The sequence below is a fragment of the Vibrio sp. 10N.261.46.E11 genome, from assembly GCF_041472735.1.
Lineage (GTDB): Bacteria > Pseudomonadota > Gammaproteobacteria > Enterobacterales > Vibrionaceae > Vibrio.
The window spans coordinates 1-12,856 of the sequence record NZ_JBFRQW010000025.1 but is presented as its reverse complement, the minus strand read 5'-3'; the positions used below and the strand labels follow the sequence as shown (position 1 = coordinate 12,856).

The 12,856-nt window shown below is 46.4% G+C and carries 14 protein-coding genes; all 14 read left to right on the top strand.

Annotated features, from left to right (window positions below; genetic code table 11):
- The gene (locus tag AB4407_RS08715; protein WP_372120265.1) at positions 1-1,479 is read left to right on the top strand and encodes a phage tail sheath subtilisin-like domain-containing protein; all 1,479 of its coding nucleotides are present in this window, start codon (positions 1-3) and stop codon (positions 1,477-1,479) included.
- 15 nt (positions 1,480-1,494) lie between these two features.
- Positions 1,495-1,848 (top strand): phage tail tube protein, encoded by a 354-nt coding sequence (locus tag AB4407_RS08710; RefSeq protein ID WP_372120264.1) that lies wholly within the window; start codon positions 1,495-1,497, stop codon positions 1,846-1,848.
- Positions 1,848-2,192: a phage tail assembly protein gene (locus AB4407_RS08705; protein WP_327784350.1), complete on the top strand. Its 345-nt coding sequence runs from the start codon at positions 1,848-1,850 to the stop codon at positions 2,190-2,192. Before AB4407_RS08710 ends, AB4407_RS08705 begins: the two co-directional genes overlap by 1 nt.
- 125 nt (positions 2,193-2,317) lie before the next feature.
- Positions 2,318-4,102 carry a phage tail tape measure protein gene (locus AB4407_RS08700; RefSeq protein WP_372120263.1) on the top strand — a complete coding sequence of 595 codons (1,785 nt, stop codon included), beginning with the start codon at positions 2,318-2,320 and terminating at the stop codon, positions 4,100-4,102.
- A gap of 11 nt (positions 4,103-4,113) precedes the next feature.
- Positions 4,114-5,433, top strand: a complete 1,320-nt coding sequence (locus AB4407_RS08695; RefSeq protein WP_372120262.1) for a DNA circularization protein — start codon at positions 4,114-4,116, stop codon at positions 5,431-5,433.
- Positions 5,430-6,512: a phage baseplate assembly protein gene (locus AB4407_RS08690; protein WP_372120261.1), complete on the top strand. Its 1,083-nt coding sequence runs from the start codon at positions 5,430-5,432 to the stop codon at positions 6,510-6,512. Before AB4407_RS08695 ends, AB4407_RS08690 begins: the two co-directional genes overlap by 4 nt.
- A complete protein-coding gene (locus AB4407_RS08685) occupies positions 6,512-7,117 on the top strand; it encodes a phage baseplate assembly protein V (RefSeq protein ID WP_372120260.1) in 606 nt (201 codons plus the stop codon). Before AB4407_RS08690 ends, AB4407_RS08685 begins: the two co-directional genes overlap by 1 nt.
- Positions 7,118-7,119: 2 nt before the next feature.
- A complete protein-coding gene (locus tag AB4407_RS08680; protein WP_078753369.1) occupies positions 7,120-7,575 on the top strand; it encodes a phage GP46 family protein in 456 nt (151 codons plus the stop codon).
- Positions 7,565-8,632 (top strand): baseplate J/gp47 family protein, encoded by a 1,068-nt coding sequence (locus AB4407_RS08675; RefSeq protein WP_372120259.1) that lies wholly within the window; start codon positions 7,565-7,567, stop codon positions 8,630-8,632. The genes AB4407_RS08680 and AB4407_RS08675 overlap by 11 nt, the downstream gene beginning before the upstream one ends.
- Complete coding sequence (locus AB4407_RS08670; protein WP_372120258.1) at positions 8,617-9,204, top strand: YmfQ family protein; 588 nt, start codon at positions 8,617-8,619, stop codon at positions 9,202-9,204. Before AB4407_RS08675 ends, AB4407_RS08670 begins: the two co-directional genes overlap by 16 nt.
- Positions 9,204-10,145 (top strand): hypothetical protein, encoded by a 942-nt coding sequence (locus tag AB4407_RS08665; protein WP_372120257.1) that lies wholly within the window; start codon positions 9,204-9,206, stop codon positions 10,143-10,145. The genes AB4407_RS08670 and AB4407_RS08665 overlap by 1 nt, the downstream gene beginning before the upstream one ends.
- Positions 10,145-10,666, top strand: coding sequence for a hypothetical protein (locus AB4407_RS08660; RefSeq protein ID WP_372120256.1), 522 nt, complete (start codon positions 10,145-10,147; stop codon positions 10,664-10,666). Before AB4407_RS08665 ends, AB4407_RS08660 begins: the two co-directional genes overlap by 1 nt.
- Before the next feature lie 345 nt (positions 10,667-11,011).
- Entirely contained in the window at positions 11,012-11,869 is an 858-nt protein-coding gene (locus AB4407_RS08655; protein ID WP_372120255.1) for a tyrosine-type recombinase/integrase, read from the top strand.
- Positions 11,866-12,856: transposase (locus AB4407_RS08650; RefSeq protein WP_372120254.1), on the top strand; the 991-nt coding region annotated here is incomplete at its 3' end. The genes AB4407_RS08655 and AB4407_RS08650, both read left to right, overlap by 4 nt.

Below are 12,856 nucleotides of genomic sequence, written 5' to 3'. Positions count from 1 at the left end.
ATGTCATTAGGCTCTATTCCTAACGATATTCGAGTACCACTCGTTTATATCGAGATCGACAACAGCGAAGCGAATTCAGGCACACCCGCTTTGGCTCAGAAAGTGTTAGTACTTGGCCAACAGCTTGCAACGGGCAGTGCTGATGCACTTACGCTGAATCGTATTACCACAAGTGAAAGCCAAATAGACGACCTTTACGGTAAAGGTGCAATGCTTTCTCGTACGCTTAAGAAGTTCCGCAAAACCAATGAATATACAGACGTGTATGCATTGGGTGTGGCTGACTTAGCAGCAAGTGCGGCTAAGGGTGAGATTGCCGTTACGGCAACCACGGTTAAAGCAGGTGTGATCGCGTTATTGATTGCTGGTGAAAGCGTGCAGGTAACGGTGAAAGATACGGACGATGCTGATTCTATTGCGACGGCCATCATTGCTAAGGTGAATGCTGATACCAACCTGCCTGTTACTGCTGCTTTGAAAACAGCTGAGACAGATATTGTAGAGCTGGCGTGTAAATGGACAGGTATTACGGGCGACGATATCGATATCCGTTACAACTACTACGACGGTGAGTTTTTGCCCAGTGGCGTGACTATTGCGATTACTGCCATGACAGGCGGTGCAGGAACGCCAGACATGAGCGCTGTTATCGCGGCGATTCCGAACGAATGGTACAACCATATCGTGATGCCATTTAACGATACCCAATCAATGAATGACCTACGTGACGAACTGATTAATCGTTGGGGCCCACTCAAGATGATTGAAGGCATTGCTTATACCGCGTTCCGTGGCACCTTTGCTGAGACGGGTGCGTTTGGCTCTGCGCGTAATGACTTCTTGTTTACGTGTATGGGTACGAACAGCTCGCCAAACTCGCCTTGGGAATTCGCTGCCGCTTATGCAGGCCGTGCGTCTTACTCGCTTGGTATTGACCCTGCTCGCCCACTTCAAACGTTAGTGCTAACCAGTTTGCTGCCACCGGCTAAAACCGCACAGTGGGACATGACCGAACGCAATCTACTTTTGCACGATGGCATTGCTACCTATTTCGTTACGCCAGGTAATGAAATTGCGATTGAGCGTGAAGTGTCAATGTATCGTCAAAATGATTATGGCGACCCAGACCCAAGTTACCTCGATATCACGACACCAGCGACATTGGGTTACTTACGTTACTCACTTCGAACCATGGTAACTAACCGATTCCCTCGCCATAAGTTGGCAGGTGACGATGTACTTGATCGCCTTGACCCTGGTCAGCCAGTGGTGACACCAAAGATTATGCGCAATGCCGTGTTAGAGCTTGCCAATACTGACTGGGTACCAAGTGCGTTGATGGAAGACTTCGATGGTTTCAAAGAGACATTGGAAGTGTATCGAGACACAAGTGATCAGAACCGTTTGAACTGTGTGTTCAAGCCAGACATTGTGAATCAGTTCCGTATCTTCGCCGCACTAATGCAGTTCAAACTTTAATAGGGAGTACACACCATGGGAAAAATCCTTGGTCTAGTCACTGTTCGAGCTAACAGTAAGCAGCTCAAAACAAAAAAGGGTTCAAATTTGAATCCAGGTGGAACTTCAAAAACACCTCATGCGGGACCTAAACGGATTTGGGGGTTTTCTGAAGATTTTGTTCCTTCAACGTTATCAACAGTGATTGCGGCCGATGAAGATGTCGATGTTGTCGAGATTAACGCTATGACAGACATCACTTTAACTTGGGAAGGCGACAACGGTGTTGACTACATGATTACGGGTGCATCACCACAAGAGCCATTTGTGTTAAGTGATTCTGGTGATATTACAGGTACATTCATTGGCAACCCTGCGGAGCGTATTTAATGGCCATCATGACCTTTGGATTGGATCATGGTTTCAAGGTGGGCGAAGCCGTCCACCATGAAGTTGGTCTAAGAGAGTTAAGCTCTGGTGATTACATCGATGCGCAGTTAGCGGCAGAGAAAGTGATCGTGAATGATGGCGTGGCCATGGCGTACACCTCTGATGTGCTTTATGGCATTGAGCTTCTTGTTCGTCAGGTTGAGTACATTGGCAGTGTTCAAGGGCCTATCTCTATCAAGGAGTTAAGAAAGCTGCACCAGGACGACTTTAAGCTGCTTCAAGAAAAAGCCAGTGAGCTTGATGAGCTGATTACCAAGGAGCTTGAAAACAGGGGGCGATCTTAAGGCGCTGCCGGAAGTCTGTGAAAACTTGCAACTTGCGATGTGTTCAAAGATTCCGTTAAGCGTCACCACTGCCATGCCTTTGCGGCGACTACTCAAAACCTATCGAAAACTAAGAGAACAATCCAATGGCACAGAAACTTGAAACCGATATTGTATTAAACCTTGCGGGCAACCTTGCAGCTAAGGCACGTCAGTATGGTAATTCGATGGGTGAGTTCGCCAAGAAAAATCAAAAAGCCATGACACTCGTTAAAACCTCGACCGCCGCAGCTGGTCGGGGTATCGATGCTTTAGGTAATCGCTATGTGGGTATGGCTACGGCATTTGCGACAGGATATGTAGCAAAAGGGTTTGTTTCACTAGATAGGCGATTAAGTCGGCTTGCAATTGCGGCTGAAGTCAGTAAAGAAAAAACGACTGAACTATATGATGAAATCCAACGGGTGAGTAACCTAGAAGGTATTAGAATAGACCCTAGTGAGTCGCTATCTGCTATCGAAGAAATATTAACAAAGACAGGGGATTTAGGTTATGCCATGGAAAATCTACCTAATATTGCAGCTGTGATTCAAGCGACAGGTGCGGCAGGCCAACAAGTTGGTGGGATATTTACCGAATTTAAGAAGCTTGCAATCGAAGGTTCAAAGGATGCTATGGCATCAATTGATGTACTAAATAAACAAGGTAAAAGTGGGGCTTTTACTCTTGCTAGTATGGCTAACTTTGGCCCTCAAATATTCGCTGCTTATGCTGCTACAGGTCGGCAAGGGGCAAAAGCAGTTACAGAGCTTGGTGCTGCGTTACAGGTTATTAGAGGTGGTGTGGGTAGTGATGAAAAAGCAGTTACCGCATTTGAAGCTCTAATTCGTGATATTACCTCTCCAGATAGAGTAAAAAAGCTTCAGCAATTGGGCGGGATTAGTGTTTTTGACCGAGATAAATTAAAAGATGGCATTGAGGTTATGCGCCCCCTTCCTTCGATTATGGAAGATATTGTTAATAAGTCAGGCGGTATGTCAGAAAAATTGGCAATGTTAAATTTAACTGATGAAGCAAAGCGAGCCTTGAACCCATTAATAGCCTTGTATAAAGAAACAGGTTCAGCGAATGCCTTTAGCGGGTTTATGTCAATTGTCGGTGACGGTTCGGTTACTCTGGCTGATGCATCTGTTGCTGCGGGCGATGCAGCAGCTAGCGTGCAGCTCTTAAAAAGTTCTTTCGATAAATTTGCTAATCAAAGGTTGGCTGAACCTATTCGTGAGCTTTCTGATGCTATTAACAGCATTGATGATGAAACCATTCAAAACTGGTTGAAGTGGGGAGAAGCAGCTGCATGGGCTGTAGGTGGTTTGGTTGTGGCCAAGAAAGGTTTAGATGTTGTAAATGCTGCTGGTAGGTTCTTAGGTAAAGGTAAGGGTGGCGATGCAGGCGGTAAAGGTGGGTTTCAAGATTTAGGCGCGATGCCTGTGTTTGTTGTAAACATGCCAGGTGGTGGCATGGGTGGTCTAGGTGGTGATCTTCCTGATGGGAAAAGCCCTAAAGGAGGTAAGCCATCTAAGTCTAGGTTTATGAGCCTTTCTAATTTAGCAGCTGCGACCACTGTAGGTTATGGGCTTTCTATCATTCCTGACTTCTCTCCTATTAATGTTCGTCGCCAATCTGAAGTTGATAGAAGTCAACTACCTGAAGGTTTCCCTGTTTCGGCTGGATTGATGGATGTGGTAGACGACTTCAAAAGTTGGTTTTCGTCGAGTTCAAGTAATGAAGGGACGGTCAACAATCCATATTTGTCTTCTAACACGGGAGGAAATATAAACGTAGATGTTTCAGTCAGTGATGACCGAATCACAACAAAGGTCACTTCCTCTTCACCAACTATTCAAATCGACCCAGATACGGGCGCAAATTAAAGGGGCTTTAAATGGCATTTGAAGATCGTTTAACCGCCTCTATTCGTGGTGTTGAATTTTTCCTAGATGATGCAAGTGGTGACTTCGGTCGCCGTGCTATCCCTCATGCTTACCCTAAGCGTGAACAAGGCTATACCGAAGATAACGGTAAAGTGCTTCAGCAAGAAATGATTAATGGCCGCACTGTGGGTGATGGCTACTTTGATAAGCTACAGCAAATCATTGAAGCGATTAATACACCAGGGCCGTGTGAACTTATTCATCCTTGGTTTGGCGTTCGTAAGGTTCAGGTTGGTAAAGGCAGCTTTAAGTTAGTCAATAAAACAGACGGCTTAGCCACGTTTAGCTTTGAGGTGTTTGAGCAAGGTGAAAACCTATTCCCAAATTCAAAGCGCGATACCGCAAGCCAGGTGCAAGGTGAATCAACCAAGTCACAAGATGCGGCTAATGATGCCTTTGAGAAAGAATTTGATGAGACGGCCACTGAAGGTGTGGGCGATATGGTTGACCAGTTCTTAGATGACTTGGATGAATTCACTCGTGGTTTGCCATCACTACCCAGTGAGGTGCGTGAGTGGACAGATCGCCTTATGCGTACCAAAGATTCCATTGGCAACCTATTGGCCTACCCTGGTGAGTTAGCGCGTGAAACCATGGGTCTGTTGGAAGACGTGAAAGGCGTGGTCACTGACCCTATTCGCGCCCTCGATGTTTATCAGAACGTGCAAAATCGTTGGGATGGTATGCGTGCTGAACTGGCTGTTACTGGTGGTTTAAGTCGTAACATCGATAGTGCTGATGGCTTCGCAAGTTCGGTGCCTAGCGTGGCTAACCCTGTGAAGCAACAAGCCGTGCTAAACAATGCCGATGCGTACAAGCGTTTGATTATGAATTCCGCGACGGTTTCTAAGGCTTCAGCAATGGGTGATGCGGATATTGGTGTTGATTTGATTGATACCGATGAGTCAATTAATAGTCTTTCAGGTGCTGACCGTAAAGCCGTATTAACGGGTGAACAGTACAAGAAGATTGGGTATGACATTGCCAATGAATTAGCGGAGCTTTCTGCAAATGCCGTTGAGCTTGGTGACTCTGCGGTGTGGCGTCAGTTTCGTGTACTGCGTCAAGCGGTGCTGGCGGATACCAGAGCAAGAGCCGAGCTGTTGCCTCAGTTAAGTATTTACACTCCCACTAGTACGGTGCCTGTTTCTTTGGTGGCATGGCAAGAGAACGGTGACACTGAAACGCGCCAGAGCATTGTGCGTCGTAATGGTCTGTCTAATCCGTCTTTTATCTTGCCTTCAGATTCCATTGAGGTGATTAGCTCATGACAACGCAGTTAGATGAAATTGTATTGAAAGCTGGCGGTAATGTTTACGGTGGCTGGACTAAGGTCAGCGTGACTCGCTCAATCAATGCGATGTCTGGTTCATTTGATTTAGAACTGACTTGGAAGTGGCAAGGCTCTGATGATAAATACAAAGCCTTTATGGAGCCGATTCAGCAAGGTCAGCCTTGTGTGATTGAAATTGGTGGTGAGCGTGTGATTACGGGCTATGTAGATGATTGGGTGCCTAGCTACGATGCAAACCAGGTGATGATATCGGTGAGTGGCCGAGACAAAACCGCTGACTTAGTGGATTGCTCGATTGACTACCCTTCAGGGCAGTTCAAGAATCAAACGTTAACTCAGATTGCTAACGTGGTGTGTAAGCCTTTCGGTATCAAAGTGATCGTGAATACCGATGTGGGCGCGGCGTTCCCTCGTATTCAAATCGAGCAAGGTGAAACCCCGCACGAGCTGCTTGCTCGTCTAGCGCGTCAGCGTGGTGTGCTGCTAACCAGTGACACGTTTGGCAACCTTGTGATCGTGCGTAGAAGTGCAGAGCGTGCGGGTGTGTCTTTAATCCTTGGTGAGAATGTGAAAGCAGCGCGTGGTCGCTTTAGCTGGCGTCAGCGTTTTAGTAGCTTTACGGTTAAGGCTGTCGGGCCTTCGTTTGAACGCTGGGATGGCGCTGAACCTTCTAACGTTGTTGGTATCAAAGCGGAAGTGAAAGATTCAGATATTAACCGCTACCGCCCAATGATTATTATCAACGAAGAAATTACCACAGCGGAAGGTGCAGCCAAGCGGGGCCAGTGGGAACGTCAGCGCAGCATTGCGACCTCTAATGGTGCAGAGTACACGGTGACAGGGTGGCGAATTCCTCAAACGGGCAAGTTATGGAACTTCAATACGGTAGTACCAGTTCAAGATGAGATTGTAGGTTTGGATGAAGAGATGCTGATTGCCTCGATCATGTTTAGCGAAGATGATTCAGGTCGCTTGGCTGTTGTGAGTGTGGTGAAGCCCGAAGCGTTTGACATCCCTGCGGAAGTTGAAAAGCAAACGAAAGTAGGTATTGGATAATGGTAACTCAGCGTTATATTGAACGATTGCTTGCCCCGATTAAACGCCGCATTACAGGTGTCATTACTCGCGCTGTGGTGTCTGGCGTGGTTGAAGATTTACAGCGCCAAAACTTGCAATTTAAAATGCACGCTGATGAATCTGTTGATGATATCGAGCGCTTTCAAAACTACGGTTGCAGTTCGTTCCCACCTATAGGCTCTGAAGCCATTCTTGCGGCTATCGGTGGTAATCTAGGTAACTTGGTTGCTGTGGCCGTCGAAGACAAAAAATATCGTCCAAAGGGTGAAAGCGGTGACGTTTTCCTCTACCATTTGGAAGGTCATAAAATCCGCTTAACCAAAGATGGCAAGGTGGTTGTTACAGCAACCGACGTTATTTTTGAAGCCGCTAATTCCTTCACTATTATTTCCCCTGAAACATTGATTCAAGGCCCTTTGCATGTAACAGGTGGGATATCTACAGACCTTGGTATTTTTGCTACTGGCGGCATTACTTCTGCCAGCGTTGTTAGCGGTTTAGATTTTACCGCAGGCGGCTTTAGCTACCTTGGCCATTTCCACAAAGATGCAGAGAACAGGAATACTTCAGTACCAGTGGGTTAACTATGAGCGTGAGCATCGTGTTCGACATGATGAAAAACACAGGAATCATTATCGAGGGCGGAAGTGTCGCAGATGACACGGTTTCAGCCCTCGTTTTGATCTCGTTGTTTACCGATGCACGCGCCGATACTTCAGACCGTTTACCCGACGATTCAAACGACTTTAGAGGCTGGCCTGGTGACACGTTTTACGATGCGCCATGGGGCTCTAAACTTTGGTTGCTTTACCGTGAAAAACTGACTACCGATGTGCGCAACCGTGCTGTGAAATACGCAGAGGATGCACTGGCTTGGATGTTGGTTGATAGCGGTGATGGCCAGATGGCAAAAAGCGTGTCTGTGGTTGGCTCTATTCCTCGTTTTCAAACCCTTGCCTTGTCTATCAATATCACAAAACCAGACAACGAAGTCATCTCACTGACCGTTATGAAACGATGGGAGGCGCAACGTGCCGTTTAACGTTCCTACGCTACGCCAGCTTATTGAAAGCGGTTTAATCGATATTGAAGCCTCATTAGATGAGGTTTTACCTAAGTTTGGCATTGAGCAAGCGCTTAACTCTTCTGTGAGTGGCAGCGTTCGTGATCTCTACGATTACCAATCTTGGATTGTTCGTCAAATCATCCCTTCCACTGAATCTGAAGACCAGACCATCATCGATGCAGCACGCTATGAAGGCGTGATTCAAAAGCTTGCAACGAATGCCGCTGGCCCCGTTACTTTTACAGGTAATGTGCCTATTCCCGTTGGTACTGTGATGACGCATTCTGATGGCCGCTTGTATCGAGTGACGCTATCTAATGCGCCAGACAGTGGCAGCGTTTTAGTGGAAGTAGAAGCGGAAGAATCAGGGGCAGCGGGTAATCTCGCGGCAGGTGAAACGCTGACGTTAGTGTCTACCGTGCCAGGTATTCAACCTAATGGTGTGACGGGTGAAATTTCAGGTGGTGCGGAAATAGAATCCGTTGCTGAAGTGCTTGAGCGTTTGCTGTTTCGTAAGCGTAACCCTCCAATGGGCGGCGCGGTGCATGACTACGTGGCATGGTGCCGTGAAGTGGCTGGTGTCACGCGTGCATGGGCTATCGATGCCTATCAAGGCGGTTCGACGGTTGGCTATGCGTTTGTCTTTGATGGCCGTACCGATATTCTGCCTAATGTCACCGACCAACAAGCGATGTCTGATTACATTTATCGCCATAAAGACCCAGCAACAGGCAGTGACGTTGGTCGCCCTTCTGGCATCGAGCCAGTGTCGATTCCGTTAACGCTGAAAGTGACGGATTTAGACATCAATATCACGCCAGATAACACAGAGCTTCGCGCTAGTGTGCAGACCAGTATCAACAGCTATTTTAAAACGTTAAGCCCTGCTAGTACGCTGCTTGTAAGTGCAGTACGCACCGCTATAGGTTCAGTACCAGGTATTGAAGACTATTCGCTAGATCTGAATGCTGACGTTCCTGCTGCATCAAATGAGTTACATGAGCTTGGAGTGATCACATGGGCCACTCTGTAGAGCAATGGACTAACTCAATAATGGCGCAAATGCCACGAGGTATCTTGTGGCAGCGTTCAGCATCGTTAGACCTCCATAAATACGCGGCAGGCTATGCACCAAGGCTAGAAGCGGTAGAGGTGAGCGCAGACAGTTTATTGTTAGAAATGCGCCCTGAAACCACTCAGCAATTACTAGACGAATGGGAAGGGTATTTAGGGCTTCCAGAGTGCCAAGTTCAAAACCAAACGTTTGAATCACGCCGTGCGGCTGTGGTTGAAAAGTATCACCGTAAAGGTGGTTTACAAGCATGGAACATCGACAAGCTAGGCGCTGATTTAGGCTTTGATATTGAGGTAGAAGAAATCTTCCCTCACCACTGTTTACGTGGTTGTACTTATCCGCTCTATGAAGAGAAGTACCGCCACTTATTACGTATTCGCGTCAAAGGTATTACACAGGCTTACGCTACCTGCCTAGACGATTGTTTAACCCCGTTAGTATCTCAAACCGCCGCTATTCTGGAATGTACGCTAAACCAGTTTAAGTTAGGCGGTAAGTACTATGAATTCATCTATGAGGAGAGCGTGTAATGCACTATCTCAATAATGGCTCTCAGGTCGAGAACGTCCCACCACTCAAGCCAAGAGTTGGCTTAGGCGGATACTTCACTGAGAGCAACGATGATGGCTCTCCAAGCTATCCAGGGCAAGATTGGTTTAATGCGGTGATTCGTGAGTTTCAGACGGCGTTATCGGCTTCAGGTGTTGCCTTTAACCCCGATGAGTTTGATAATTTAACTAAAGCAATTAAAGGTATTATCCAAACTAATTGCCTTGTTCAAAACCGCCTGCTTCCCAATCAGAACGCTAATGTAATTGGTAAAGACAGTCATCCAGTACCAAGTGCAAGCCAGTATACTTATCCTGCGGGAGAAGAAATCGCAGCAGGTTGGCTGGCAGTGACAGAATGCGTCATTACTAAAGTGGGTAAAGAGCTATCCGGTACGGGGACTTACCGTAGAACTATTGATGGCGAGTTCCCAAATGATCATTTTGGCGTGAAGCGATTGGTTAACACTCAAGATAAAACGGGTGTTTCGTTGACCATTGAAGCTGGCAAGACGCACATTGATGTCGCGTTTGCAGCAGCAGGCCCCCATACATTCCCCGCTTCAAGTGAAGTTGAAGGGATTTGGCCAAGTGTGGGGGATGAGGTGTCATATCAGGCAATTAAGCAGACATTAATGGACTCTAGAAGCTGGACTGATTTATCATCAAGCAGAACTGATAATGTGCAGTATGAAAACGAGCTCCCGTATCCGATTGAAATTCATGTAGCGTGTAGAAGCAGCATTGGTAGTTTCCGCCCATATTGGCGTGTTGATGGGACTGAGATCATATCAGGCTCTCAGAGTGACACAACCGCACCGACACAGCTGCCAACTATAACAATCAACCCCGGGCAAACTTACGAATTAAAATCACTAGCGTCGGCAATTACAGAGGTTAATTCGTGGGAGGAATTTAAATAATGATTACCAAAACAAACGAAGAGCAATCCTTCTATTTAGTTGAAGGAAAGTGGCGCGCATTTGATGTTCCTCAAGGTGAGCTAGGGAAGGCTTATACATTTGCAGATATGAAAGCTGAACAAGCAAAAGCGGTGACCTTTGAAACGTTACGAGCCAATAAACTTACACAACTAAAAACTACCTGTGACTCAGCCATTACAGAGCAACGTTTTACATCATCAGCAACGGGCACTCCAGTGCAATATCGTTGCCGTGTAGCCGACCAACTGAATCTTAGTGGATGCGTGCAAGGCGGCAGTGACCACATGATTGTCACTTATGCTAATGATGCTGCTGAAGCCGTTCGTCAATCGCACACCGCCGAGCAATGTGTACAGGTTCGTGTTGATATGACAGACCACATTGAAACTCGAATAGCACATCATTCGGATTTGAAAGGACAAGTTAATGCGATAGCGGGTGACACACCAGAAAATCGCGAAAAACTAGAAAGTATAGCTTGGGAAATAAATAACTTCTAATAACTTCCCGTTGAACTCCCATCCTTCAAACTATCAAAAGCCTAGTGTATTGAGCAACGAAAAGCGTGCGCAATTCACTAGGCTTTTGTGTTCATATCTCGCGACGCGCTACATAGACGTAGCTTCTATTCGCAGAATAATTGAATTACCGATGCAAGAATAAATTCACATAACAAAGCATTTAAGAGTGATTCGCAACGCTTGGCATTTTCGCTTCGCTCAAGTATAGCCAAGCGCTGCTCACACCTTAATGCGGCGTTGAACTAAGCCGCTTCGCGGAGGGCTTTCCTCTCACTTACCTGATAGACCAAACTTATGATGTATCCATAGATTAAGGAATACATCATGACCCCATTAAGACAACAACTTATCGATGAAATGGCGGTTCGCCGTTTTTCTCCGAAAACCCATGCTAGCTATTTACGTTGGGTTAAAGATCTATCTACTACTTACGATCTGTCCCCCGATTTACTTACCGATCAACAGATTAGCGCGTATTTACGCACGCTCATCAAAGAGCGGAGCTTAAGTAGTAGTACTTGTGCTCAAGCTTTGAATGCCATCTTGTTCTTTTATCGTGCCGTTTTGAATAGAGAATTTGAAGAGCGACTGGTTCCCCCGATTAAACGCGCCAGTAAAATACCGGAGCTGCTTAATCGCGAGGAAGTAAGAAGTATCATTAGTCATTGTCGAAGTCTTAAATATCAGACCGCACTTGAAATGTGTTATGGATGTGGCCTACGTGTCAGTGAGGTCGTAGGCTTGTACGTGAAAGACATTGATGGTGCGGCGAAACGACTGCACATTCATTGTGGTAAAGGTAAAAAAGATCGCTTTGTTCCACTGGGTGATAGCCAACTGAATCATCTTCGAAATTACTGGTGTCATTATCATCCCACCGTAGTGCTGTTTCCCAGCCTAGAGCCCGAAAAACCATTGAGTATTAGCTCTCTGCAGAAATGCTTCAAAGCTGCAAAAGTTGAGGCTAACGTCAGAAAATTAGGGGGAATACACGCCCTGAGACATGCCTATGCAACTCATCAGCTCGAATCGGGCATGCCTTTGAATGTTCTGCAGCGTTACCTTGGGCATTCGAATATCAAAACGACATTGAGGTACACCCATTGGATAGGTCATCACAACGAAAGCTCGGACGGAAGTAAGTTCGACTTAGTTGCTCAACTATGGGAGGAGAGCAAATGAACGCATTATCTCCTTACCAAACCGTATTAACCCAAGGCTTAGAAGAGCTTGATAAAAGCAAAGTCACACCGAGGCAGTGGCAAGTACTCCATCATTTAAGAGACTGCCGAACAGAGCGTATGGGCAGTTACGACTGGCGTTGTCAGCAATGCGGTCATGAAACGCGTTGGTACTGCTCTTGTCGAGACCGCCATTGCCCCAATTGCCAAGAGCAGATGAGGCAGCAATGGTTAACAAAGCGAAGCCAAGATATTTTACCCGTGGCCTATCATCATATGGTTTTTACCTTACCGCACGAGTTCAATGCTCTGGTTAAAGCGCATCCTAAGGTGGTTTATCAATGCTTGTTTCATTCAGTGTGGGCAACATTATGCGCGTTTGCTAATGAGCGGCATCACCTTGTCGGTCAACTTGGAGCATTAATGGTTCTTCATACTTGGGGAAGAAACTTGAGTCAACATACTCATATTCATTGCCTACTACCGAGTGGGGTGCTGACAAAAGATCGGCAATGGCAACCGACAAGAAAAGAGAGTTACCTGCTTCCGGTTAAAGCCTTATCTGTTCGCTTTAAGAAAGAGATGTTATGTCGAGTAAGCGAGTTGATAGCGACGCACAGTAATTTATTAGAGGAAGCCGCTCGTAAGAGATGGGTTGTGTACAGTAAACCTGTACTTCAGGAGCCCACAGCGGTAGTGGGTTATTTATCTCGGTATTGCAATCGTATTGGGTTAAATCCAAACCAATTAAGTTATAACGTGGATGGCCGTATCACGATGAGTTACAAAGACTATCGAACCAATGGGACGCAAAGAATGTGTTGTAATGCGGGCGAGTTACTTCGACGCTTACTTTTACATGTGTTGCCTAAAGGGCTAATGCGAATACGCTACTATGGCTTTTTAGCTAATGCGGTACGGGTAAAAGCGATAGCGGAAATTAGGCATAGCTTACAAGAGCGACCCGTAGAGAAATCGGAAGTGCTGA